Raw genomic sequence first — 25,154 nt, 5'->3', positions numbered from 1 at the left:
CCTGCACTGGCGCAGAATGTTGTTGCACGTGAACCGTTGGCGTCTGGCGCGTCAGGGTTTCCCGGTGATGCATTCGGCGCTGGCGCAGGATGACGCTGTTTTTACCGGTTTCCAATGTCCTCCTCCCTTCACGAACGACTTGCCGCAGAACTGGCCAAACGCGAGGCCGCAGGCACGCGCCGCCGCCTGCCTGCCCTGCCCGCCCCTGGCCTCGTCGACTTCAGTTCCAATGACTATCTGGGGCTGAGCCGACACCCGCAGGTGCGGGCGGCCGTGCAGGCCGCCGCACAACTGCCTGCTGGTAGCACCGGCTCGCGTCTGCTCACGGGCAACTCCGCCGCCGCCGAAGCCCTGGAAACCCACTTGGCTAGTTTTCACCACGCCGAGGCGGCGCTGCTGTTCAACTCGGGCTACGCGGCCAACCTGGGTTTCTTCGCGGCTGTGCCCAAGCGCGGTGACACGATTCTCTACGACGAGGCCTCCCACGCCTCCGTGAAGGACGGCATCCGCGGCTCCTTCGCCACCGCTTGGAGCTTCCGTCATAACGACGTGGCCGACCTGCGCCGCAAACTAGCCCGCGCCACCGGCAGCGTATTCGTGGCCGTAGAGGCGTTGTATTCAATGGATGGCGACGTGGCCCCGCTTCTAGAACTGGCAGCAGTATGTCAGGCCGAAGGGCTGTATCTGGTAGTGGATGAGGCCCACGCGAACGGCCTCTATGGCCCCCAGGGCGAAGGTTTAGTCGTGGAGATGGGCCTGGAAGATGCCGTATTCGCTCGCATCCTCACCTTCGGCAAGGCCCTGGGCAGCCAGGGTGCCGCCGTGGCCGGTTCGGCCGTGCTGCGCGACTACCTGCTGAGCTTCAGCCGGCCCTTTATCTACACCACCGCTTTGTCCCCGCTCACGGTGGCCGCCCTCACGGCCGCCTACGCGGTGCTGCCCTACCTCAACCCGAAGCGCGCCCGGCTGTTTGCGCTGTCTGACTACCTGAAAGCCCGGCTGAACGCGGTGCCGGGCCTGCACGTCCCGGCCGAAAGCCACGTTATCCACCCGGTGTTCTTCACCACCAGCCCAGGCCCGGCACACGTCCGCGCCGTAGCCACCGCCGCCCAAGCCGCCGGCTTCGACGTGCGCGCCATCGTCTCGCCCACCGTGCCACTGGGCACCGAGCGCCTCCGCCTCATCATTCATTCGTATAATACAGAGGCCGAAATTGACGAATTAGCGCGGGTGCTGACCGCCGAAACGGTGTAAAGGCGCATAGTGCGTCTCGTCGTTATTTAATAACACGTCACGCAGAACAGAGCGGAGTGTAGTCGAAGCATCTCGCGTGCTGACGTTTGTATAAGCTACTACCGCACGTCATATTGAGCGCAGCCGAAGCATCTCTACCTCTGGCTAATCAACTGGCATTGCAACGACCACCGCTCCGTAGCCCCGGGTTTGAACCCTGAGCTAGTGGACCGAACGAAGCGATAGAAATGCTGCGGCAAGTTCAGCATGACGTTCTACAGTAAACGACCCATTCTCAACCGTTCAACGACCCGTTCACCACCAACCCTAACTGCTTATGAACGACCAGGAAGTAGGCGAATACTGGAACCGTAACGCCCCAGCCTGGACCACCCTGGCCCGCGCCGGCTACGACGTGTACCGCAACCACCTGAACACGCCCGCCTTCTTTGAGTTGCTGCCCCCCGTGGCCGGCCTCGTGGGCCTCGACATCGGCTGCGGCGAAGGCTACAACACGCGCCTGCTGGCCCAGCAGGGTGCCCACGTCAAGGCCCTCGACATTGCCCCGGCGTTTGTGGAAGCGGCCCAGCAGGCTGAGGCCGCCGAGCCGCTGGGCATCCAGTACCAAATGGGCAGCGCCGCCGCCTTGCCGTTCGAGGCGGCAGCGTTTGACTTCGCCACTTCGTTTATGTGCCTGATGGACGTGCCCAACCCGCCGCTGGCGTTGCAGGAGGCATTTCGGGTACTGCGGCCGGGCGGGTTTCTGCAATTTTCCATCAGCCACCCATGCTTCACCACGCCCCACCGCCGCAACCTGCGCGACGCCCAGGGCCAGCCCTACGCCGTGGAGGTGGGCGGCTACTTCGAGTACCAGCACGGCCAGCCCGAGGAGTGGATGTTTCACGCCGCCCCGGCCCAGGAGCAGGCCCGCCACGCGCCCTTCCAGGTGCCGGTGTTCAACCTAACAATGAGCCAGTGGGTGAATGCCATTGTAGCGGCCGGCTTCACGCTGGAAGCCCTACAGGAACCCTGCCCCACCGAGGAGCAAATGGCCCGGCACCCGTTTCTGCGCAAAGCCCGGGTGGTGCCCTACTTCCTGCATTTCCGCTGCCGCAAGCCGCTGTAGAGGCGTGTAGTTGCGTTTTCCCGTCAAGCGAAATCAAGCCTTGATGTGCGGCCGGCAAGACGACCATCTGCGTCTATGCTTCGTGCTAATGGCATTTTCCAGACACAAAATCCTTAACAAGGATATATGAGATTCTGCTTCGTTTTCAGGTATTGGTTAGTCACGTTGCTCCTTGCGCCTTGCTTGTTGGTGGGCTACGAATGGATGTTTGGCAAATTAAAAGGACAGGTTATGAGTTACCTAGAGCTCCTTCCTGTGGTACTAGTACTCTCATTCATTCTCTCATTGCCAACCTTACTGCTATGCTACCTTGTGTTCTTTGTCTTACTTAAAAAACGAGTTCATCAACGCATTGCCAGATTGACTTTAATTGGCCTCACCGTCGGTGGCGTTGTTCTTACTATGCAGCTACTTGGTGGCAGTTTAGGTGTTGCCCTCATGTCTGCCTATTCTGCAGCGGCTATTCTGTCAGGTGCATTCCTGAGCATGCAAACAGCTCACACCACTTCACTTCCCACTTCATCCCCTACACGGTAGCGCAACGCATTGGCGGCTACTTTCAACCTTATCTCCCCCCTTTGGAACGACTCTTCATCACCGGCATCGGCACCGACGTAGGCAAAACCTTCGTCTCGGCCATTCTCACCGAAGCCCTGCAGGCCGACTACTGGAAACCCGTGCAGGCCGGCCTCACCCCCACCACCGACGCGGCCACCGTGCGCGGCCTCGTGCAGAACCCCATCAGCCACTTCTGGCCAGAGCGGTACCGGCTGCAACTGCCGGCCTCACCCCACGCTGCTGCCGCAGCCGAGGGGCTCACGCTGCGCCCCGAGGACTTTCAGCTGCCCCAAACCGACAACCACCTGCTGGTAGAAGGCGCGGGCGGCCTGCTGGTGCCTTTGGCCCCCGGTTTCCTGCTGGCCGATCTGGCCCGGCAATTTGACCTCGATGTGGTGGTGGTATCGCGCAACTACCTAGGCAGCATCAATCACACGCTGCTCACGCTGGAAGCCCTTCAGGCCCGCGGCCTGCGCGTGCGCGGCCTCGTGTTCAACGGCGAGCCAACGCCCGCTACCGAAACCTTCATTGCCGAGTACACGGGTGTCCCCCTCATGCCCCGCATCCTCCCCGAGCCTGAGGTAGCACCTGCCGTAGTCAGCCGCTACGCCGCCGAGTTCCGGGCATGGTTTGGGCTGTAAATGTGTCGTCCTGAGCTTACGAGGAACCTTACTACATCGAAACGCATGTCGTATTGCAGTGGCAAGGTCCTTCGCTCTGCTCAGGATGACAAACCAGCAGCAACACCAGCGCTTATAGAGACGCGACACTTCGCGTCTCTACACCGCCACCCGAAAATCTCCCGCGAAACCACCACCTGCGCGGGCGGTTGTAGCTTTGCAGCGGCCGCTACCTCTGGCCCCATCCGCAATGCCCCATCCTACTTCCCTTGCCCAGCGCGACCACGCCGTTTTGTGGCACCCCTATACCCAGATGCAGACCGCCCCGCTGCCCATCCCCATTGTGCGGGGTGAAGGCAGCTGGCTGATTGCCGAAGATGGTACCCGCTACCTCGACGCCATTTCCTCGTGGTGGGTGAACCTGCACGGGCACAGTCACCCCGCCATTGCCGCCCGCGTGAGCGAGCAGCTGCGCACCCTGGAGCACGTGCTGTTTGCCGGCTTCACCCACCCCGCCGCCGTGGAGCTGGCCGAGCAGCTGCTGGCCCTGCTGCCCGCCAACCAGGCCCGCGTGTTCTACTCTGATAACGGCTCGACGGCCGTGGAAGTGGCCCTGAAGATGGTGCTGCAATACTTCCACAACCAGGGCCAGCCCGCGCGCCGCACGTTCCTCTGCTTCCAGAATTCCTACCACGGCGACACCTTTGGAGCCATGGCCGTGAGTGGCCGCGGAGCCTTCACGGAACCCTTCTGGCCGCTGCTGTTCGACGTGGAATTCTTGGACGTGCCGGTGCCGGGCCACGAAGCCGAAACCCTGGCTCAGCTCGACGCCCTGCTGCTCCGCCCCGACGTGGCCGGCTTCATCTTCGAGCCGCTAGTGCTGGGCACGGCCGGCATGGTGATGTACGAGCCTGAGGTGCTGAGCGAGATGCTGCGCCGTTGCTACCAGGCCGGGGTGCTCTGCATCTCGGATGAGGTGATGACCGGTTTCGGCCGCACCGGGCCGCTGTTTGCCTCCGAGTTGCTCACTGAGCAACCCGACATCATGTGCTTTTCTAAGGGCCTCACCGGCGGCACCCTGGCCATGGGCCTGACCACCTGCGCCGCGCAGGTGTACGAGGCGTTTCTGAGCCACGACAAGATGCGGGCCCTGTTCCACGGCCACTCCTACACGGCCAACCCGGTGGCCTGCGCCGCCGCCCTGGCGAGTCTGGAGTTGACGCGGGCCGAGGAATGCACCCGGCAGCGCCAGCGCATTGAGGCCGCCCATGCCGCGTTTAGGCAGGAAATCAAAGGCCAGCCGGGCGTGCGGGCGGTGCGGCACCGGGGCACCGTTTTGGCCGTGGAGTACGACCCCGGCGAGGGCACCAGCTACTTCAGCCGCCTCCGCGACGCCTTCTACCAACTTGCCCTCGACCACCACGTAGTCCTGCGCCCGCTCGGTAATGTGGTATATCTGCTGCCGCCCTACTGCACTACCAACGAGGAGCTAGACCTGCTCTACGACGTGCTGCGCCGCATGCGCCATCTGGTGCTCGACTTCACCCCCGCCCCCAACCTGCCCGAAATCCTGCATGACTAACTTCCTCACCGGGTCCGCAGCCGTTACCGTTATCCGGGGCCGGGGCCGGGTATCGGCGCTGGGCGTGGCGTTGCCAACCTCTGGCGACGCCCCCGTTCCCCCCTTCACCACCCACCCCACCGGCGTACCCGTGGCCGCCCTGCCCGCCGCCGCCGAAACGGCCGTAACTGAGCTGCGTCGTCGCCACCCCGCTTACCGCCAGCTCGACCGCACCGTGCTGCTGGCCCTACTGGCCGCCCGCCAGGCTACCGCCCAGGCCGGGTGGGGGAATGGTGAAATGATGAATGATGGACAAGAACGCCACCTTACCGATTCACCAACTTACCAACTCACCATTCCACCGCTTGCGGTGAGCATTGGCAGCAGCCGGGGCGCCACGGGGCGGCTGGAGGAGTTTCACGCTGGCTTTCTGGCCGAGGGCAGCGTGCCGGTGGCCGCTTCACCCCTCACCACGCTGGGTAATGTGGCCAGCTGGGTGGCCTACGACGCGGGCCAGACCGGCGGGGCAACCCTGAGTCATTCAAGCACCTGCAGCAGCGCATTCCAGGCGTTGGGCAACGCATTGGCCTGGCTGAAAGCCGGCATGGCCACGCGGTTTCTGGCCGGCGGCACCGAGGCTCCGCTCACCGATTTCACCCTGGCTCAGATGCGCGCCATCGGTATCTACTCGCCCTTAGCCGCCGCCGACTGGCCCTGCCGGCCCGGCGCGGGCCGCCCCTCTACCTTTGTGCTGGGCGAAGGGTCCGCCGTGTTTGCGCTAGAGCAGCTTTCCGCCGCTCAGGCAACCGCCGAAACCCGGCCGCTGCTGGTGCTGGCCGGCGTGGGCTTTGGCTTCGAGGCCATCGGTAGCAAAACCGGCCTCTCGCCCGAGGGCCGGCATTTCCAGCAAGCCATTCGCCAGGCCCTCACCCAGGCTGCCCTCACCCCCGCCGACATCGACGCCGTGGTGCTGCACAGCCCCGGCACGCCCGCCGGCGACGCAGCCGAGCGGGCCGCCCTGCGCGCCATCTTCGGGGCGGAGCTGCCGCTGCTGCTGTCCAATAAGTGGCTGCTCGGCCACACGCTGGGCGCTTCGGCGGCGCTGAGCCTGGATTTCGCCTGCCACGTGCTGGAAACCCAGCAGTGGCCCGCGCCTCCGTTTACGACCGATCTGGCTTCTGCAGCTGACAAACCCATTCGGCGCATTCTGGTAAATGCCGCCGGCTTCGGCGGCAACGCGGCCAGCGTGGTGGTGGAGCGGCAGTAGCGCAGTAGCGCGAACTTTGTAGTTCGCGTCCCCGCGCCGTTCAAACGAAACCACAACCGGACCAATCGGCGCGGGGACGCGAACTGCAAAGTTCGCGCTACTGCGCTACTGCCTCTTCCCGCAACGCTAGCGGCAATCCTGCGTCTATAGCCTTCCACACCACAACCAACTTATGCGTCGTTTCTCCCCTTTGCTGCTGGCCCTCGGCCTTTCCGTGCCGGCCCTGGCCCAAACCAAACCGGCCACCACGCCCAATCCGCTTATCCTGAAGATGGTGGAGGAAATCTCCGAAAAAAACCTGCGCGACGACATCGACAAGCTCGTGAGCTTCGGCACGCGGCACACCCTGAGTGACACCAAAAGCAAAAAGCGCGGCATTGGGGCTTCCCGCAACTGGGTGGAAGGCGAGTTCCGCAAGTACAGCAAGGCCAGCGGCGGCCGGCTCAAAGTCGAGTAGGACACGTTCACCATCAAGCCCGACGGCCGCCGCATCGACCGGCCCGTGCTGATGGCTAACGTCATGGCCACACTGCCCGGCACCGACCCCACCGACAAGCGCGTGTTCATCGTGAGCGGCCACATCGACTCGCGGGTGTCGGACGTGATGAACGCCACTGCCGACGCGCCCGGCGCCAACGACGACGGCTCGGGCACGGTGGCCGTGATGGAGCTAGCCCGCGTGATGAGCAAGCAGCAGTTCCCGGCTACCATCATCTTCGTGGCGGTGCAGGGCGAGGAACAAGGCCTCTACGGTTCCACCTACCTGGCCAAGCGCGCCAAGAAAGAAGGCTGGAACCTGGTGGCGATGCTCAATAACGACATCATGGGCAACTCCACTGGCCACGACCCCGAAATCAAGAACACCACCCAGCTGCGCGTGTTCAGCGAAGGCGTGCCCGCCACCGAAACGCCCGACGAAGCCAAAGTGCGCCGCACGCTGAGCAGCGAAAACGACTCGCCCAGCCGCAACCTGGCCCGCTACACCCGCACGGCCACCAAGCAGTATGTGCCCGGCCACGAGGTAATTCTGGAGTACCGCCCCGACCGGTTCCTGCGGGGTGGCGACCACACGCCCTTCAACCAGCAGGGCTTCACGGCGGTACGCTTCTCGGAAGTGAACGAGGATTTCCGCCACCAGCACCAGGATCTGCGCACCGAAAACGGCGAGGAATACGGTGACCACGCCAAGTTCATGGACTTCGCCTACCTGCGCAAAAACACCGGCGTAAATCTGGCTACCCTGGCCTCCCTGGCTTTGGCCCCCGCCGCCCCCGAAAACGTGGGCGTGCTTACGGCCAACCTCACCAACCGTACTGAGCTGAAGTGGACCGCTCCCGCCGCCGGCAAAAAACCGGCCGGCTATTACGTGCTCATGCGCGAAACCAGCGCCCCCGAGTGGCAGCAGAAATTCTTCGTAACCGATACCAAAGCCGACCTACCCCACAGCAAGGACAACTTCATCTTCGGAGTGGTAAGCGTGGATGCCGAGGGCCACGAGAGCCTGCCGGTGCTGCCGAAGCCAGTGCGGTAGCTGACCTTTCCTCCCTGCCATTTCGATTGGCTCCCCCTACCAAAACGGGGTACTGTCGTACGCTCCCCCTGATTTTTAATCGTAACAAAAGCCTGTTATCAACCTGATAACAGGCTTTTTTGTGCTTGTTGCCCTACTTGGCATAGCGCGTGTACCGGCTGCTGTAATAGTATCCACTTTTGCGGCCCTGGGCCACTCCTGAACATGATTACGCTGTACGTTTTTCTTATACTAGGGCTAATATTGCTCTTCATGGGCCTGTGCATTGCTCAGGAATACGAGCGGGCCATTGTATTCCGTCTGGGCCGGTACGCGGGCCAGCGTGGCCCGGGCTTATACTGGATTATCCCGTTCATTGAGCGCCGCATTACGGTAGATATGCGCACCAAAACCGTGGAGCTGGAGCAGCAGGAAACCATCACCAAAGACAGCGTGACCATCAAGGTGAACGCCGTGCTCTGGTTCCGGGTACTGAGCCCAGAAAAGGCCATTATCAAGGTGGCTAATTTCAACGAGGCGGTGTACCAGCTTTCCGTTACGGCGTTGCGCAACGTTATCGGGCAACACCAGCTGGATGAGGTGCTGAAGTCGCGCCAGGAAATTAACGCTACGCTGCAGCAGCTGGTGGATGCTGCCACCGAGCCCTGGGGCGTGCAGATTGAGATGGTGGAAATCAAAGACGTGGAGATTCCCGAATCCATGCAGCGCGCCATGGCCCGGGAGGCCGAGGCCATCCGCGAGAAGCGGGCCCGCATCATCAAGGCCGAAGCCGAATTGGAGGCTTCGCTGAAACTCACCCAGGGCGCCAAGCAGATGGAAAGCAGCCCCATGGCCCTGGAACTGCGCCGCATGCAGATGCTCTCGGAAATCGGCATCGACAACAACACGACCACCGTGGTGCTCATCCCCTCCGAGTTCACCAACCTGGCCCGGAGCTTTGCGCAAAACCAGTCGGGCACCACGGTTTCGTAAACGGCCATTATTTCTTCACTGCTGGCATAAAAGTACCGGTCCGGCTCTGCGCCGGACCGGTACTTTTTATACGGATTCCGGCTAACAACCAGCCCGTTTTTTTGATAGGTTTAGTGGCGTGATTCGCTTACGTTATTTCCGTAATTACCATGAGAAAATTTACCCTCTTACTTGTCTTTGGAATGCTGTTGGCGGCTCTGCCGACACTGGCACAGACTTCTTATAAACCACCTACCGGCTACGCCTTCCAGACGCCCGATGACTATGCACAATATGAGCCGCAGGTTATTGCGGCAGTAAACTGGCTGGAGAAAACCCCGCTTAGCCAGCAGCCTGCGCTACGTAAGGAAACCGACCAGTTCCTGTTCCAGTGGATCAGCGGCAGCGCGGCGGTGTCGGTGCAGCTACAGAAATACGTGGCCGACCTCGCCGGGCAGGACTCGGAGCTGTTGATGCTGTTTATGGGCGGCTGGGCTCGCTACCAGCTTCAGCACCCGGAAGCGAAGGACACCGTGCAGCTCAATACGGAAGGTATCCGGACAATGCTGCGGGCGTACAAGGCGGGTGGCTTCCGAAAGAACAAGCAGCTGGAAGAGCTGACGAAAATGGATTCCAACGGCACATTGGCTGACTGGGTGAAAAAGCAGCTGGCGGGCTAAGCCGCGTTTTTTTAAGCCCCCGATTTGGAAGTTATCGAACCTGTAGCCGTACTTGCGGCCACTAAACGACGCGGGGCCCGCTGTATGACCCTGCTTCTGACCTTCTGGCATGCTGCTTTCTGCTGTTTCGTACGCTTCCTCCACCCCACCGGCTTCTGCTGGTGCGTGCGTGGCGTGTACAATGCTGAAGCGTGGCAAACGGGTAGCCGACGGCCTGGCCGTGGGCCTCATGATGGTCAAGAAATCGAAGAAACGTAACCCGACCTGACCGTCGCAACCGTTCGTCGTACCTCCCTACCACTGAACTTTCCAGCGCCGGTCCTGCCAAGGGCCGGCGCTTTTTTTGGCCTGATGTTTCACCTTGCCCGCAACCTGGCGGGCGCATTTCCCGACTCTCCGATTCGGTTTCCTGCATTATGAAAATTCTGAAGTTTGGCGGCACGTCCGTCGGGTCGGCGCAGCGGATGCGTGAAGTGGCGGAGCTGATTCACGCATCCCATTTGCAACGGCGCATCGTGGTGCTGTCGGCCATGAGCGGCACCACCAACGCCTTGGTCGAAATCGGGCAGCTGCTCTACGCCGGTGATGCCACCACCGCCACGGCCCGCATTGAGGCCCTGCGCCAGCGCTACCACGAGGTAGCCCGCGAGTTGCTGCCCGACGCAGCCGTAGCCGGGCAAGCCATCCAGAACCTCGACCAACATTTCGATACCCTGCTGGGCCTTACGGCCGCACCGCTTTCCGCCGACGGCGAACGAGTGATTCTGGCCCAGGGCGAGCTGCTGAGCACGTTGCTGGTGCATCGTTACGTGACGCAGGTGCTGGGCCGCCCGGCCGTGCTGCTACCCGCCCTCGACTTCATGCGCCTCGACGTGGACGAGGAGCCCGACGCGCCCGCCATCCGGGAGCTGCTGGCTGCCACACTGGCCCCGCACGCCGCGCAGGAGCTATTTATCACCCAGGGCTACATCTGCCGCAGCGCCCAGGGCTCCGTCGACAACCTCAAGCGCGGCGGCTCCGACTACTCTGCTTCCTTGATCGGGGCGGCCGTGGGGGCCGAGGAAATCCAGATCTGGACCGACATCGACGGGCTGCACAACAACGACCCGCGCGTGGTGCAGGGCACCTACCCTATCCGGGAGCTGTCGTTTGATGAGGCGGCGGAGCTGGCCTACTTCGGGGCGAAGATTCTGCACCCCAGTTCCATACTGCCGGCGGCCAAGCACGGCATTCCGGTGCGCCTGCTGAACACTATGCAGCCCGAAGCCCCCGGCACCATCATTTCCAGCCAGACCGGGGCCGAAGCCATCAAGGCCGTGGCCGCCAAGGACGGCATCACGGCCATTAACGTGAAATCGAGCCGGATGCTGCTGGCCCACGGTTTCCTACGTAGCCTATTCGAGATTTTTGAGCGGTACCGCACCTCAATCGACATGATTACGACCTCCGAGGTGGCCGTGTCGCTGACCATCGACGACGCCACCCGCCTGCCCCAAATTCTGGAGGAGCTGCGCCGGTTTGGGTCCGTGGTGGTAGATGAAAACCAAAGCATCATCTGCCTGGTGGGCAACCTGGAGCAGGACGCGCACGGCTCGGCCAACCGCGCCTTTGCGGCCCTCAAGGACATTCCGGTGCGCATGATCAGCTACGGCGGCTCGCCCAACAACATCAGCATCCTCGTCAGTACCCACGACAAAACCCGTGCTTTACAGGCGCTGAATGCGGGCTTGTTCCAGCGGTAATTTTCTTTTTTCTCCGATGCCTTTTCACCTCCCGGCGGAGCTTGCCCAGCAGCCTACGCCCTTCTATTATTACGACCTCGCGCTGCTGGACCAGACGCTGGCGGCCCTGACGGCCGCCGCCCGGCCCGGCAATTTTCAGGTGCATTACGCCCTCAAGGCCAACTTCAACCTACCGCTGCTGCAGCGCATCCGGGCCGCCGGCTTGGGGGCCGACTGCGTGAGCGGCGGTGAGGTGCAGCGGGCCCTGGAGGCCGGCTTCGCCCCCGACCACGTGGTGTTTGCCGGCGTGGGCAAGTCGGATGCTGAAATCAACCGCGCCCTGGCCGCCGATATCTTCTGCTTCAATGCCGAATCAGTGCCGGAGCTACAGGTGCTCAACGAGCTGGCCGCCGCCCAGGGCCGCACGGCCCGGGTGGCGCTGCGTATCAATCCCAACGTGGACGCCCACACCCACGCCTACATTACTACCGGCCTGGAAGCCAACAAGTTCGGTATCAGCCTGCAGGATCTGGCGGGCGTAATCGACAGCCTCGATAGCCTGCCGCACGTAGAGCTGATTGGCCTGCACGCCCACATCGGCTCCCAGATTACGAACCTGACGGTATTTGCCGAACTCAGCCGCAAGCTCAACGAGCTGCAAACCTGGCTGGAAGGCCGGGGCCACCGGCTGCCCCACCTCAACGTAGGCGGCGGCCTGGGCATCGACTACCACGCGCCCGACGAACACCTGATTCCGGATTTTGCGGCGTACTTCGGTATGTTTGAGCAGCACTTGCAGCGGCGGCCGGGCCAGCAGGTACACGTGGAACTGGGCCGGGCTGTGGTGGCGCAGTGCGGCACGCTGGTAAGCCGGGTGCTGTACGTGAAGGAAAGCCAGCAGGTGCGCTTCGCCATTCTGGATGCGGGCATGACCGAGCTGATCCGGCCGGCCTTGTACGGTAGTCACCACCACATTCAGAACCTAAGCAGCCAGGGTCCTTTCCTACCCTATGACGTGGTAGGCCCCATTTGCGAGTCATCGGATACGTTTGCTAAGGGCGTGCTGCTGCCCGAAACACAGCGCGGCGACCTGGTGGCCATCCGCTCGGCCGGTGCCTACGGCGAGGTCATGGCCTCAGGCTACAACCTGCGCGAGAAGGCCCCGGCCGTGTACCGGTAGGTTGTGCCCCACCTGTTCTTTACCGGCCAAAACCGGGCGTTGGCTTGGCAGAAATCCTTGTTGATCAAAACTTTCCCTGCACCCGCCGGGCCGGCCTCTATCTTTGTTTCAATACTAAGCGGCGCTGGTGAGGTGTATGGAAAGGAGCACCTCTCGCAGCGGAGTGTTATGGTCGGTACGTAGGGTGGATATAGGAATGGCCGATCATAGCCCCGTCAGGAAAAAGCCGCTGCCTTTGGCAGCGGCTTTTCTTTTTATCCATAGTAGTCCGACTGAGTAGTCAGTACAGTAAACGGCCTTACTACTACCGGGAAGGGTGGCCGTTCACGCGCTACCACTATCCCGTTACTCCACCGTCAGGCGCAAAGCTGTGGCGCCCACCCGCACCACGTACACCCCGGTGGCGCGCCCGGCCGGCAGCACCAGCGCGGCCGTTCCGGCGGCATCGGCCGTGGCGCGCAGCACCTGCCGGCCCACGGCATCAAATACGGTTACCACGGTGCCGGGCTGCGCACCCGTGAGGGTGGCGGCTTGGGTAGTAGGGTTCGGGAACAAGGCCAGGCCAGGCTGGGCGCTGACGGCTACCGTGCGCACGGCCGAGTAGGCGGCCGTCCCGTCCCGGTCAACCTGGCGGAGGCGGTAGTACACGAGGCTGATGGCGTAGCGGGCCACGGCCGGGTCCAGCAGCTGGTACGCGTGGGGCTGGTTGCTACTGCCCAGGCCCGCTACCTGCCCGATGCGCCGGAAGGTGCGCCCGTCGGGGCTGACTTCCACCTCAAACCGGTCGTTATTGACTTCCGAAGCCGTGGTCCAGCGCAGCAGCACGTCAGGCCCCTGGACGGCGGCGGTGAAGTTCGTCAGCGTTACGGGTAGCGGGGCGCTGCCCAGCGGCGAATCGGCGGTGCTAACCGTGAAAAAGGAGAAGCTGGTATTCGATGGGATGGTGCCCGTGACCGTGCGGGTGGCGGTAGCATCCTGGCTCGGGCTGATGCGCGACCAGTCGGAGCCGGCTACGGGCGCGGCGGCGCGGGCCCAGGCTTGGCTCTGGCGGAAATCGGTCAGGCCGTTGTCGTTGTCGGATAGCCAGCTTAGCTGCACCGTGCCGCTCACGGCCATGGAAGTAGCCCAGATCCGGTCGATACCCTTGTACGCCCCGCTGGCGCTGGTGCCGTAGCTGACCTGGGCCGCGCCCAGGCCGGCCCGGCGGGTGACGGTCAGGTTGCTGAGGCCGGCGGCGGGCGTGAGCACGAAGCCGTTGGCAAAGCTGGTGGCACTACCGGCCGGCACCGAGGCCAGCACGGCCGCCAGGTTGCCCCACACGTACCGGCCGCTCTGCTCCCCCGCCAAGGTAGCCCCCTCCACCAGGCGCAGCACGGAGCCGGGGCTCACCGCCACCATCCCGCTGCTGAGCGTGAGGCGGCCGGCCACATCGGCGTTGCTGGCGGCGGGTAGGGTTACGCCGCCGCCGGTGTTGCTCACCGTCAGGTTGTAGAGGCGGGCCCCGGCCAGGTCCAGCTGCTGGGTGGCCGCGCCGTTCAGGGTCACGGTGCTGGCGGTACCGGCTTGCAGGGTGGCCCCGGCCGCGTTGGTCAGGCTGCCGCCCACGTACAGCTGGTTGCTGCCGCTGCTCAGGTCCAGGGTGCCGCTGGCGTTTTGCAGCGTACCGCCCACCCACAGCACGGCCCCGTTGGTGAGGCTGATGGTCGCGCCGTTATTGGTCAGATCTTGGGCCTGGGCGGCAGCTGCGGGCAGCGTCAGCAGCAAGGCAAGAGGTAAAGCGTGTTTCATAAGCGAAGAGCGTAAGCTCCGAAGGAGGTAAGGCAGGTGAGCGAGCTAGCGCTGCGCCTGAACGCTGGTGGCGGCCTCCAGCCGCCGCAGCCGGGCCTCGAAGGTTTCGAGTGTAGCCGTGGCCTGAGCGGCCTGGGCCTGGGCCGAGCCGGCGGCGCTGGTAGCCCGGGCAGCAGCGGCCTCCGCTGTGGCGGCGCGGGCTTGCAGGGCCACAATCTGCGCCTGCTGCTCTTTGAGGGCTTCAATAAGCACGGGCGTCAGCTGGGCGTAGTTCACGGCTTTATAGCCTTCGGCATCGGTGCTCACCAGCTCGGGGTAGATTTTCTCTACCTCCTGGGCCAGCAGGCCTACCTGCCGGGCGCCGGTCGTGCCGCCGTGGCGTATGCCCAACGCGTTCCACTCATAGCGTACCCCGCGCAGGGCCAGCACCGAGGCCAGGGCGCTACGAAGTGGCTGGATGTTGGTCTTGAAGCGCTGGTCAGAGGTGACGGCTACGTTGTTGGCCCGTATCTGACCAGCTACGTCCAGCTTGTAGTTCGCCGTGGCGACGCCGATGCCCACGTTGCCGTTGCCCTGCACCCGCAACAGGGTGGTGCCCGGCGCGTCCTGGGTGGTGCCCTGGCTTACGTCGAAAGCGGCGGTGGTACCCGTGGCGGCTATCTTGACGGCTAGGCCGGTGGCGTTGGTGGCCGTGTTGGCATTGTAAAACATACCGGCGTAGCCCGACTGGTTGGCGGCCCAGGCCAGGGAGCCGGGGTTGCCCCCGGTACCTTCGCTGCCGATGATGTTGGTGGCGGTATTGGCCAGCTGCGAGTAGGGCGTGGCGGTATTGATGCCCACCCGGCCCGCGCTGGTAATGTCAATGCCCGTGGTGCCGCCATTGCCCACCAGGGAGTAAGAGCCCAGGTTGAAGTCGCCCCCGGCCGCCGTAATGGCCTGCCACCGGCCATAGCCGATGCCATCCGAGGTCAGCACCTTGCCCGCCCCCTGCGTGCCATCCACGATGCGGATAGCCGAGCCAGTGCCGTTGTAGCCCGGGTTCTGGCAGATGCCCACCCAGCGCAGAGGCTCTCTATTGGCGCCGTAGCCCGCCGCCGTAAAGAAGCCGGCCCAGCCGCCGCCCCGGTAAGCCGTGGCCCAGATGCCGAAGTCGTTGGCCGTGGAGGTGCCCTCGGGCAGCTTGCCGTAGCCGGAGAGGATAACGCGCGAGTAGCGGGCCCCGAAGTTGCTGCGCGTCATCAGGGCGGCGCTCTGCGTGCCCACGCTGGCGGTCAGCTCTACCTGGGCCGTGGAGTCGCCCAGGGAGGTGCCGAGGGTACCCAGCAGGCGCTGTGCGTTCAGGTCCAGGGTTTGAGTAGCGGTGTGGTTGCCCAGGTTGTCGGCCCCCAGGCGCACCCAGGTGGTGCCGTCGTAGGCATACAGGCCGGGGGTGCTGTCGGTGAGGTAGATGAGTAGACCCGGCACCGGCGGGGCCGTGGTACTGGCCGTGAGAGCGTTGCGCTGGGCCAGGGTGAGGCGGGGCAGCAGCAGCCCCTGGGTGGTACTGCGCACTTCCAAGGCCGCAGAGGCAGCGGGAGTGGTGGTGCCGATGCCCACCGAGCCAGTCTGGGCCTGGGCCTGGTAGGCACCCGGCAGTAGCAGGGCGGCGGCGGCCAGCGCCCCACGCAGGCGGTGGGTGGGGCGGGCAATTGGGGTAAGCGTCTGATGCATAGGAAAGAAGAAAGGAAACAACGAAGGTACACGGCGCGAATGAGCCGGCCAGCGCAAACGGGCCGCACTGAGAAAAGAAACATGGCACCCGGCGCGGGCCGCGCCGGGTGCCGGCGTAAGGGCAGGCCGCCCCCCCGACCAAAGGGCAAATTCCTGCCAATCTTCCGCCCATCGGCAGTCTAACAGGAATGTATCCCCTTGCGACGGCGCAGGCCCACCCGCAGGGGCTACCTGCGGGCCTGCGCGGCCGGTGCGGGCGCGCCGCCGGTAGCCGCTTCCAGCCGCCGCAGCCGGGCCTCGAAGGCATCCAGCGTGGCCGTAGCCCGGGCGGCCGTGGTTTCGGCGGCGGCGGCCCGGGCTTGCAGCGCGGCGTTTTGGCGGCGCAGCTCCTCTACTTCCGTCACCGGCAACCGGGCGGGCGCGGTAGTGGTTACCTGGAGCTGACGGAGTAGCTGCTGCTGCCGGGCGTTTTCGGCTTCCAGCAGCAGCACGCGGCGGTACAGGGCCTGAATGGCAATCAGGTTCACCCCATCAAAGTCGGCCTGGTTGATGGTGGTCTTGTTGCCGCTGCGGCCCACGCCGTCGTGGCCGAAGGCCTGGTAGAAATCCTGGGCCATGGGGCCGTAGTGGCGCATGGTGTCGGGGCTCTGGCCCCGGTAGTTCCAGGAGCCTAGGCGCATCCGGTTGATGCGGGCCAGAAACAGGTTGCCGTCGGCCGGCCGACGCAGCTCCTTCAGGGTGGAGTCCGACATCATCGACCAGGAGTTGCTGCCGGGGGAAAGCTCGGCCCAAATGGGCGTCTGCACCTGGCCGTTATTGTTGCCGTTGGTGGCCGTGGTGGTGAAGAGCCGGTAGCCCCCGGCAAAGCGGGCCGAGAACTGGTTGCGGGTCGTGCTTACCAACGAGTCGTTGACATAATCCGTCCGGAAGGGCGAGTAGTCGGCCAGCGTGAAGCACCCCTCCCAGCCGCCGGTGCGGGCGTAGTAGCCCAGCGCGTAGCAACTCGCCTGGCTGCTGCGGGCCTGGGCGCGGTAGCCGAAGGCCAGCGAGGGGGCTTCCTGGGTGAGGTTGGTCTGCGTCTTGCTCTGGTAGCCGCCCACCAGGCCGTTGCGGCCCTTCATCTGGTTTTCGCTGCCCATCATCACGCCCTGGAAGGTCTGCACGGCTTTGTTGCTGTAGCCCGTAGCGAAGGTGCCCTCCCCGGCCCGGATGACGTTGTTGTTGCCGAAGGCCGCGCTGTATCGGTCCCGGGCCAGGTTGTCGAGGCCGAAGGCCGCCGAATACTGGCCGATGTTGGGATTGTCCCACTGATTGCTCGTGGGCTGGCTGCCGATGTTAATAGTGCCGTTACCCGACACCCCGCCGGCCCGGAACGCGCTGTAATAGGCGAGCCACATCACCCGGTCGCCCACCCCCGTCACGGGAAGAGTTTTGGTTAGGCCGGGCACGAAAAAGCCTTTCGACGTAAGCACAAAATCCTGGTCGAAGCTGAGCAGACGCGCGCCAAAGGTGGTAATGGAGTCGGTACCGGGGCGGGCGGCCCCCACCGTCAGCAGGCCGTTGCCGTCGAGGCCCAGGCCCCCGCGCACGGCGCGGGCGGTAGTGCCGCCTACCAGCTTCTGGCCGGCCAGGTTCAGGTTCTGGCTGGCGGTGTGGTCGCCGAGGTTATCCCCGCCGGTGATGCTGCCGGTAGTAGCCAGCTGCTGCCAGCTAGGGGTGGCGGCGGCGCCGGCGTTGTAGTAGAAGCCGGCCGGTGCGCCGGTCTGGTACACCAGCAGGCCGGGGGCGGGACTGGTAATGCTGGTGGCAGCGGCCACCCGGGGCAGCAGCAGCCCCTTGCTGCTACTTACAATATCCAAGGCCGCCGAGGCATCCGGGGCGGTGGTGCCGATGCCGACGGAGCCGGTGGTCTGGGCAAGGGCGGTGAAGGGGGCGGCGGCCAGCAAAAGCGCGGCGGCCAGGAGGTAGCGGTGGAGCATAGGCGGCAACAGGAAGGAGCAGAAAAGAGCGGGGCACACGGGGCACCGGCCGGAGCAGTACCCCCACAAAAGTACCCCCCGCCCGGCCCGGCCGCCTAACAGGGCGCGTAGACAAAGTGTAGACAGCTTTCAGAACTAGCTGACTTTCACCCCATCCCTTCCCGGCACCCGGCCCGCGCCGGAGCATGCCAGGCGGCATCTGAAAACGCCAAAACGGTCATGCTTCGATAAGCGGACGCCGGAGGAAGCATGAAGTTCATACGGCTACTTATGAACTAGTACTTACTGCCGCGCGACGGGCCTGCAGGGGCAGCATGGGGAGTAGCAGCAGGCCAGGGGCGGCACATCAAACTGAGTAACACTTCTTTTGGGAAGCCGGGGAACAAGCCGGGCCGCCGGTTGGGCCATAGGAAGCAGGTAACGCATACTGACTGCGAAGGAGGAATGAGCAACGGCCGGGGCGGCGGCACCCCGGTAGCCACCCCGCAGCCGAGGGCCGACCTCAGACTACGGGGTGCCAGTAGCGCCGGCCGCGCGGGGCAGCTGGCGGCGGCAACGGCCCTGGCAAGCCCGGTTCATTCCCACGGCACAAAAGTCCACCGGGGCCACGTAGTTTACCTAACCCGGGGTGTAGACAAAGTGTAGACATCCCCGGCCGCACCCGGTTTTCCCGGCGGGTTTTTCCTCGTTCCGTCCGGTCAGAGGCCAGACTGAGGGCTATTCCCCGGCGGGCGGCTCCGGGGCTTCCGTTGCCAAGGGCTCTTGGCCGTGGTTGGCGGCGGCCATTTTTTTGTAGAGCCGGGTTTTGGCCCGCCGCACACTGGCCGGGTCGATGTTGAGCAGGGCGGCAATTTCCTTGGTGGAAAGGTTGATGTGGAAATAACAATACAGCCGCTGCTCGTGCTTGGTGAGGGCCGGGTAGCGGACCTGCAAGTCCTCGAAGAAGCGCGGATGCACCTGCTCGAAGTGGAGCTTGAACCGGCCCCAGTCCTCATCCAGGTACAGGTTGGTCTGCAGAATGGATTTAATACCCGACAGCTCGCTTTGCGTGGCGGGGCTCTGGGCATTCAGCTCCCGGATCTGCTGCTTCAGTTCGGCCAGCAAGGCATTTTTCTGCTGCACATAGAGGGAGGTAGAGGCCAGCTCGCGCTGGTTGGCTTCCAGCTGCTCCTGCAGCTCCTGGTTGGTGGCCTGCTGCTGCTGGTGGTCGGCGTGCAGTTGGTGGGCCTGCTCGTCGCGGGCCTGCTGCCGCCGCCGCATCTCCAGCAGGGCCGTCTGGATGTGGCTGTTCTTGAGCACGATTTCCCGGTTTCGCAGTTCCTTCTGCTGAATATCCAGGGCCAGCGACTGGGCCTCCCGCTCGGTAATCAGCAAGGTGCGCTGCAACTGTTGCAGCCGGATGCTGAGGGCGGCGGCAAAGCACAGTGCGTGGGCCACCACCGCCAGGTTGGGCAGCAGCAGCAGGTTATCGGTATCGGAGTCGAAGCTGAACACCACGTTATACACCGCCACCAGCAGGATGACCAGCAGCGGCAGCGCGTTGGCCAGCAGGTAAATCCGGGCCGAGGGCAGGCGGCGGCGGGTGGCTACCAGGGCAATGGCCAGCAGCAGCCCCACTACCCCCAGCGCCAGCAGGTTGTGGAACGGCAGGCTGTAATACTCCAGGTAAAAGCCGCCGCAGTTAACCAGCACGACCACCACCGTAAACGCGCAGTAACCCCCCAGCGCGTAGCGCAAAGCCGCATCCAGGCGGGGCAGCCGCCGGGGCGTGCTGAAATAGGCGCGGGTCATCTGCCCGATGCCCACCAGCAGCAGCACCACGCTCAGGTGCATGGCCACGTTGTTCAGGGTGTAGGCGTAGCCGACGCCGTTGGGTCGCACCAGCATACTGAACAAGGGGGCCGGCAACAGCTCCCGGAGCCAGCCCTGAAGGGCCGTGATGTACAGTGCTGCTCCCACCTGCGCCCACAGGTAGTACCAAGTGGCCCGGTCGCGCCAGCGGCCATACGCGTGCAGACTAGCCAGCAACAGCAACAGCAGCACCGCCAACGACGCAGCCCAGACCGCGCTGTGCAGCCGGTCGGTGGCCTGCACTGCTTCGGCCGGTTCCAGGAGCACCCGCAGCCCGATGGTACGGGGCAGCGCGGCCCCCGCCGGCAGATCTAACCGCACGTAGCAGGTAGTGGTAGCGCCCCCACGCAGCCGCAGCGGCCACCAGTTCACCAGGGTCACGCTCATGGGCCGGACCTGCCAGGCGCGGGCGTCCTCGTCGAAGTAGAAGAGGGTGTTGGCAAGGTTGGGGAGTACCGTGAGCCGGGTGGCGGCGGTGTAGCGGCTGGGGTTGCGCATCGTCAGCCGCAGCCAGAAGCGGCGGGCCTGCGCCGTCCGTAGCGAGTCGGCGGGCCGGAACGTCAGGGCAGTGTCAGTGCGGATCTGCGGCCAGGAGTAGTTGCGGTCGGGCAACACGTCCACGGCTACTACTTCAGCTGCTATTGGTTGCGCTGCGCCATGGACCGGCAAAGTCAACAGAGAAAGTAGAGCGGCAAGAACGAGAAGCAGGCGCATAGGTGTGGGTGGTCTGGCCGCAGCAAGGTAGCGGTATGCATGCCCCGCAAATATCCCGTTTATCTACCGGGTTTGCTTTCCAGGCGCGGAGCCTACCAGCGCACTGTCCACTTGCCTAGCTGCTGGGCGTGGGTGAAATAGCGCAACATCCATCGGCGCTCAGGGAGCAGTTCGCCTTTGGTGAGCAGTACGGGCCGCTGGAGCAGCAGCGCGCCCAAGGCTGGTTCTTGCTGAGGGTCCTGGAGGTTGAGCAACTGCCGCCGCCAGGCGTCATTGGTCTGGAACTGGGTTTCGCGCTGGAGGCTGGCATTGCCATCGAACAAGGACACCGGAATCTGCCCCAACTCGAAGGCCAGGGACGGCAACAGCTCGTTATACACAAGCAGCGGCCGACCCGTGAGCTGCTGCTCCCGGATGAACCCGGCCAGTGGGCGGCTCCCGTTGAAATTCAGCTCATTCTGCTGCATGATGGGCTTGGCCGCGAGCAGCAGAAACACCGTGAACAGCGTGGTAGCTACCAGCAGGCGGGGCGCAATGCGCACCTGGTTCCAGAGGGTGAGGGTGAGCACCAGCGCCACCACGCCCGCCGCCGGCCACGCAGCCGTAAGCGGCTTCACCTCCAAGCCCAGCGGCAGCACCGTGCTCAGAATGGGCAACAGGCATAGGCTCCCCAGCAACAGCCCGAAAAACGCCACGATGCCCACGTACCAGCGCAACAGCATAGCCTCTGTACAGCGGCCCAGGTAGTACACCGTCAGCAGCACCACGCCGGGGAAGATGGGCAGCACGTAGAGCAGCAGTTTGGATTTGGACAAGGAGAAGAACAGCAGCGGCAGCAGTACCCAAAAGATAAGCACGTTGCGCCACTCGCGCGGTACCGAGTTCCAGGGCGTGCGCACGGCCCGCACCACCAGCGCCACCGCCCAGGGCAGGCTGGTAGCCGGGGCCAGCACTAGGTAAAACCACCACGGCTTGGCCCGATTAAAAGTGGCCGCGTTGGCAAACCGCTCCACAGTGTGCTCCACCAGAAAATAGCGCACGAAAGCCGGATTTTCCGCCATCAGGTACAGATACCAGCTCAGCCCTACCACCACAAACAGCCCGAAGCCCAGCGCGTGGTGCACCGTGAACGGCCGCTTGGCCTGCCCCTGCCGGAAGTAGTGCCCAATCACCACCATCAGCGGCAGGATGAAGCCCACAGGGCCTTTGGTGAGAAAGGCCAACCCCAGTCCCACCCAGAACAGGTACAGCCAGCGTGTCCCGCCCTGGTGGTAATAGCGCAGAATGCCGTAGGCCGCCGCCAGCTCCAGCGTGGCCAAATAGGCGTCGGTGGTGACGTTGAGGGCCGAAATGAGCACCACCGGCAGCGTGCCGTAAATGACGGCGGCCGCTAGCGCCCGGGCCCGGTCCTGGCGGAACAACAGCAGCCCCAGCCCATACACCAGCACCACCTGCAGCAGCACGGCCAGCACCGGCAGCAGGCGCACGCCCAGCGTATTCTCGCCAAACAAACCCAGGCCGGCGGCCGTGAGCCAGTAGGTGAGCGGGGGCTTGTGAAAATGGTAGATGCCCAGCAGCTGCGGGTGCAGCCAGTCCTGACCCGTCAGCATTTCCCGTCCGATTTCGGCGTAGCGGGCCTCGCTGCTTTCCAGCGGCCCCCAGCTGCCCAGCTGCACCAGAAACGCGGCCCCTAGTACCAGTACAAAAATCCAGAGCCAGCGGCGGGAGGTCATGGGAAACGGCATAGGGGCAGAAATCAGCGGCAAAGAAAAAATCTGCCGCGAAGGTAGCCACAAAGCCCCGCTAGTCGCTTTCCGGTTTACTCTCAGGGCCATCGGACGGCTCTGGCTCCGGTGCGGCCGCTTCTACCCGCTTCAGGCCCATGACCATAAACAACAGCCCGAGGATGAGAAAGGCAGTTTGGTGCTTGCCAAATAACCCAATACACACCCACACGAGGCCTGCATAGAAAATAGGCGCCAGCTGATAACGACCAATCCTGTTGTTCATTCCTGAATGTACTGAATGGGTAGCGTTGTTGCCCGGTTCTGGCGAACTTTGCTGCTGCCGCTGCGGTAACCCATTTTCATGAACGACCCCGACATCCGCGTCCTGCTCTATCCGCTGCTGCTGGGCGGCGTGTACGTGGACGAGCTGCCCACTGGCACCACCCGCGCCGATGTGGTGCACATCACGGAGCAGTTCATGCACGGCTATGAGCTGAAGGGCGACCAGGACACGCTGCAGCGGGTGGCCCGGCAGCTGCCCTGCTACAGCCAGGCGTATGACTTTGTCACCTTCGTCATTACGGAGAAGCACCTCCCCAAACTCCTGCCCCAGTTGCCTGAGTGGGTGGGCGTGCTGGTGGCCTCCGAGGCCGGCCTGACGCTGCACCGTCCGGCCCGTTACAATGCTACCGTGGAGCGGCCCGCCGTGGCCGGCCTGCTGCGGGTGACGGAAATCAAGCAGTACCTGCTGGCCCGGGGCCTGCCCGGCGTGAGCACCCTGCGCCGTCGCGACATCCTCAGCTTTCTGCGCACCACCAAGCTTGTGCCTCTCTCCGACCTGGCCCATTTTGTGCGCCGCCAGCTCATGGGTCGCCTAGAGGAGCGCCTGCTCATGCGGGCGGAGCGCAAGGCGGAGCGGGAGCGGCTGGCCCGCATCCGCCGCAAACGCCCGAGACGGTAGACCAGTAGCGCAGCTAGCCCGTCATGCTGAGCGAAGCCGGAGGCATAGTCCCGGAGGCATAGTCCCGGAGGCATAGTCGAAGCATGATGGCTTTGTCGGTGTTACCCGTTTGCACTAATCATTCACGCTGCCCAAACACCGCCCGGCAACTTCCCTTCCGCAAAGCAGTTAGATAAGAAGCAATCCTTCTAACGCTGCTGCCATGAACATTCTGCTCACCGGAGCCACGGGCTACATTGGCCAGCGCCTGCTACCGCTGCTGGTGGAGGCCGGCCACCACGTTACCTGCCTCGTGCGCGACGCCCGCCGCTTCGAGCTCCCGGCCGGCTTACGCAACCGTATTGTGGTAGCGGAAGGTGACCTGCTCAAGCCCGACTCCCTGACCGACCTCCCCCTGGATGTTGACGTGGCCTACTACCTGGTGCATTCCATGAGCGGCCACGATAAGGACTTTTTCCGGCTGGAGCAGGAGTCGGCGCAGCACTTTGCGCATTACCTCAACCGTACCCGCTGCCGGCAAGTCATCTATCTTTCCGGCATTGCCAACGACCGAGCCCTGAGCGTGCACCTCCGCTCCCGCAAGGCCGTAGAGAAAGTATTGCGCAAAACCTCGAAAGCCCAGCTGACGGTGCTGCGGGCCAGTATTATCATCGGGTCGGGGTCAGCTTCCTTTGAGATTATCCGGGATTTGGTGGAGAAGCTGCCCGTGATGGTGACGCCGCGCTGGCTGAACTCGCGCTGCCAGCCCATTGGCATTCGGGACGTGATGCACTACCTCACCACGGTGCTCAATAACCCGGCCTGCCTGGGCCAGTCGTTTGATATTGGCGGGCCCGATGTGCTGACCTACCGCGAAATGCTGCTGGAGCTAGCGGCCGCACGCGGGCTCAAGCGCTACATCGTGACAGTGCCGGTGCTCACGCCCCGACTGTCGTCGTGGTGGCTGTATCTGGTTACCAGCACTACCTTCTCCCTGGCCCAGAGCTTGGTGGAAAGCCTGCGCAACGATACCGTGGCCGACCCACGCCGCAGCATTGGCGAGGCCGTACCGCATATCTGCATGCCCTACCGTGCCGCCGTGGAACTGGCCTTCCAGCGCATCGAGCAGAACGAGGTGGTCAGCAGTTGGAGCGACGCCCTGAGCAGCGGCGTGATGCCCCGCAACTATATGGACCACATCCAGATTCCGCAGCACGGCTTACTCACTGACCGCCAGACGCTGCGTTTCACCCGCCCGCCCCGCGAAGTACTCCAGAATGTGTGGAGTATCGGGGGCGAGCGGGGCTGGTACAAGGTCGATTGGCTGTGGCGCATCCGGGGGCTGCTCGATAAGCTGGTGGGTGGCGTGGGCCTGCGCCGGGGCCGCCGCTCCCCCACCGACCTGCGCGCCGGCGACCCGCTCGACTTCTGGCGCGTACTGGTAGCCGACCGCGCCGGCCGCCGCCTGCTGCTCTACGCCGAAATGAAGCTCCCGGGCGAGGCCTGGCTGCAGTTCCGCATTCTGCCCCACGACGACGGCTCTCATACGCTGGAACAACTGGCCGCTTTCCGGCCCCACGGCCTGTTGGGCCGCCTGTACTGGTACTCGCTGGTGCCCTTCCACTTCATCATTTTCAAGGGCATGATTGAGAACATCGTGCAGTACGGCGAAACCGTGCCGCTGCCGGCTTCTGCTAGCTCCCCGCTCCCCACCAAACAAGCGGTGGCCCCAAAGTAGCCGTCCGGCACCCCACGCTTCCGGGTTCGGCATACTGCAGAACGTTCTTACTCGCGGCAATAACGTTTTGCTTATAAAACATACTTCCGCTGGTGGTTAAGGCAAACATTCAGTGCCATAATACAAAACCACAAAATCCCTTATACTACAATACAACCTATTGAATTTCAGATAATTTATACTGTTTATTCTTGTGCACAAAGTCTGATAGTCAGATAAACTGGTTAAGGGCAGGTCGCGGGAGCAAGCTACTTTTCCAGCAGTTATTCATCCTCCTAT

19 protein-coding genes are annotated in these 25,154 nt (G+C 63.8%); 14 read left to right on the top strand and 5 right to left on the bottom strand.

Annotated elements, in window-relative coordinates:
• Positions 1-114: 114 nt before the first annotated feature.
• The 12 genes from HSW_RS09085 to lysA all read left to right on the top strand — a co-directional run bounded on the left by HSW_RS09085 (position 115) and on the right by lysA (position 12,428).
• Positions 115-1,254, top strand: a complete 1,140-nt coding sequence (locus HSW_RS09085; protein WP_044001671.1) for an aminotransferase class I/II-fold pyridoxal phosphate-dependent enzyme — start codon at positions 115-117, stop codon at positions 1,252-1,254.
• Between the two features lie 316 nt (positions 1,255-1,570).
• Positions 1,571-2,359 carry a class I SAM-dependent methyltransferase gene (locus HSW_RS09080; RefSeq protein WP_044001670.1) on the top strand — a complete coding sequence of 263 codons (789 nt, stop codon included), beginning with the start codon at positions 1,571-1,573 and terminating at the stop codon, positions 2,357-2,359.
• Between the two features lie 578 nt (positions 2,360-2,937).
• Positions 2,938-3,558: a dethiobiotin synthase gene (bioD, locus tag HSW_RS09070; protein WP_044001668.1), complete on the top strand. Its 621-nt coding sequence runs from the start codon at positions 2,938-2,940 to the stop codon at positions 3,556-3,558.
• A gap of 229 nt (positions 3,559-3,787) precedes the next feature.
• Positions 3,788-5,119 carry an adenosylmethionine--8-amino-7-oxononanoate transaminase gene (bioA, locus tag HSW_RS09065; protein ID WP_052346280.1) on the top strand — a complete coding sequence of 444 codons (1,332 nt, stop codon included), beginning with the start codon at positions 3,788-3,790 and terminating at the stop codon, positions 5,117-5,119.
• Complete coding sequence (locus HSW_RS09060; protein WP_052346279.1) at positions 5,112-6,365, top strand: beta-ketoacyl synthase N-terminal-like domain-containing protein; 1,254 nt, start codon at positions 5,112-5,114, stop codon at positions 6,363-6,365. Before bioA ends, HSW_RS09060 begins: the two co-directional genes overlap by 8 nt.
• Positions 6,366-6,537: 172 nt before the next feature.
• The gene (locus HSW_RS25075; RefSeq protein ID WP_316931418.1) at positions 6,538-6,822 is read left to right on the top strand and encodes a YdgH/BhsA/McbA family protein; all 285 of its coding nucleotides are present in this window, start codon (positions 6,538-6,540) and stop codon (positions 6,820-6,822) included.
• Between the two features lie 63 nt (positions 6,823-6,885).
• The gene (locus HSW_RS09055) at positions 6,886-7,896 is read left to right on the top strand and encodes a M20/M25/M40 family metallo-hydrolase (protein WP_316931417.1); all 1,011 of its coding nucleotides are present in this window, start codon (positions 6,886-6,888) and stop codon (positions 7,894-7,896) included.
• Between the two features lie 252 nt (positions 7,897-8,148).
• Complete coding sequence (locus HSW_RS09050; protein ID WP_197031979.1) at positions 8,149-8,868, top strand: slipin family protein; 720 nt, start codon at positions 8,149-8,151, stop codon at positions 8,866-8,868.
• A gap of 149 nt (positions 8,869-9,017) precedes the next feature.
• Positions 9,018-9,527, top strand: coding sequence for a hypothetical protein (locus tag HSW_RS09045; protein WP_155832892.1), 510 nt, complete (start codon positions 9,018-9,020; stop codon positions 9,525-9,527).
• 109 nt (positions 9,528-9,636) lie between these two features.
• The gene (locus HSW_RS24200) at positions 9,637-9,795 is read left to right on the top strand and encodes a hypothetical protein (protein WP_155832891.1); all 159 of its coding nucleotides are present in this window, start codon (positions 9,637-9,639) and stop codon (positions 9,793-9,795) included.
• A 148-nt stretch (positions 9,796-9,943) separates the two neighbouring features.
• Entirely contained in the window at positions 9,944-11,269 is a 1,326-nt protein-coding gene (locus HSW_RS09040; RefSeq protein WP_044001665.1) for an aspartate kinase, read from the top strand.
• A gap of 16 nt (positions 11,270-11,285) precedes the next feature.
• Positions 11,286-12,428, top strand: coding sequence for a diaminopimelate decarboxylase (gene lysA / locus HSW_RS09035; RefSeq protein ID WP_044001664.1), 1,143 nt, complete (start codon positions 11,286-11,288; stop codon positions 12,426-12,428).
• Between the two features lie 345 nt (positions 12,429-12,773).
• Here lysA and HSW_RS22700 read toward each other — a convergent pair whose 3' ends face one another.
• From HSW_RS22700 to HSW_RS09010, 5 genes are all read right to left on the bottom strand, one after another.
• Positions 12,774-14,216: a T9SS type A sorting domain-containing protein gene (locus HSW_RS22700; protein WP_155832890.1), complete on the bottom strand. Its 1,443-nt coding sequence runs from the start codon at positions 14,214-14,216 to the stop codon at positions 12,774-12,776.
• 45 nt (positions 14,217-14,261) lie between these two features.
• Complete coding sequence (locus HSW_RS09025; RefSeq protein WP_044001663.1) at positions 14,262-15,926, bottom strand: tail fiber domain-containing protein; 1,665 nt, start codon at positions 15,924-15,926, stop codon at positions 14,262-14,264.
• Between the two features lie 227 nt (positions 15,927-16,153).
• A complete protein-coding gene (locus HSW_RS22695) occupies positions 16,154-17,905 on the bottom strand; it encodes a tail fiber domain-containing protein (RefSeq protein WP_052346277.1) in 1,752 nt (583 codons plus the stop codon).
• A gap of 717 nt (positions 17,906-18,622) precedes the next feature.
• A complete protein-coding gene (locus HSW_RS09015; protein WP_197031978.1) occupies positions 18,623-20,431 on the bottom strand; it encodes a 7TM-DISM domain-containing protein in 1,809 nt (602 codons plus the stop codon).
• A 131-nt stretch (positions 20,432-20,562) separates the two neighbouring features.
• Positions 20,563-22,215, bottom strand: a complete 1,653-nt coding sequence (locus HSW_RS09010; protein WP_044001661.1) for an ArnT family glycosyltransferase — start codon at positions 22,213-22,215, stop codon at positions 20,563-20,565.
• Positions 22,216-22,558: 343 nt separating this feature from the next.
• Between HSW_RS09010 and HSW_RS22690 the strand changes: the two genes are divergently transcribed.
• Together HSW_RS22690 and HSW_RS08995 are read left to right on the top strand one after the other, a co-directional pair.
• Positions 22,559-23,158: a sce7726 family protein gene (locus HSW_RS22690; RefSeq protein ID WP_052346276.1), complete on the top strand. Its 600-nt coding sequence runs from the start codon at positions 22,559-22,561 to the stop codon at positions 23,156-23,158.
• Positions 23,159-23,360: 202 nt separating this feature from the next.
• On the top strand, positions 23,361-24,875 hold the full coding sequence (locus HSW_RS08995) for an SDR family oxidoreductase (RefSeq protein WP_052346275.1): 1,515 nt from the start codon (positions 23,361-23,363) through the stop codon (positions 24,873-24,875).
• The last annotated feature ends 279 nt before the right edge of the window (positions 24,876-25,154 follow it).

Source organism: Hymenobacter swuensis DY53, assembly GCF_000576555.1.
Taxonomy (GTDB): domain Bacteria; phylum Bacteroidota; class Bacteroidia; order Cytophagales; family Hymenobacteraceae; genus Hymenobacter; species Hymenobacter swuensis.
The sequence above is the reverse complement of the archived record's forward strand: the minus strand, read 5'-3'. Positions and strand labels throughout refer to the sequence as shown.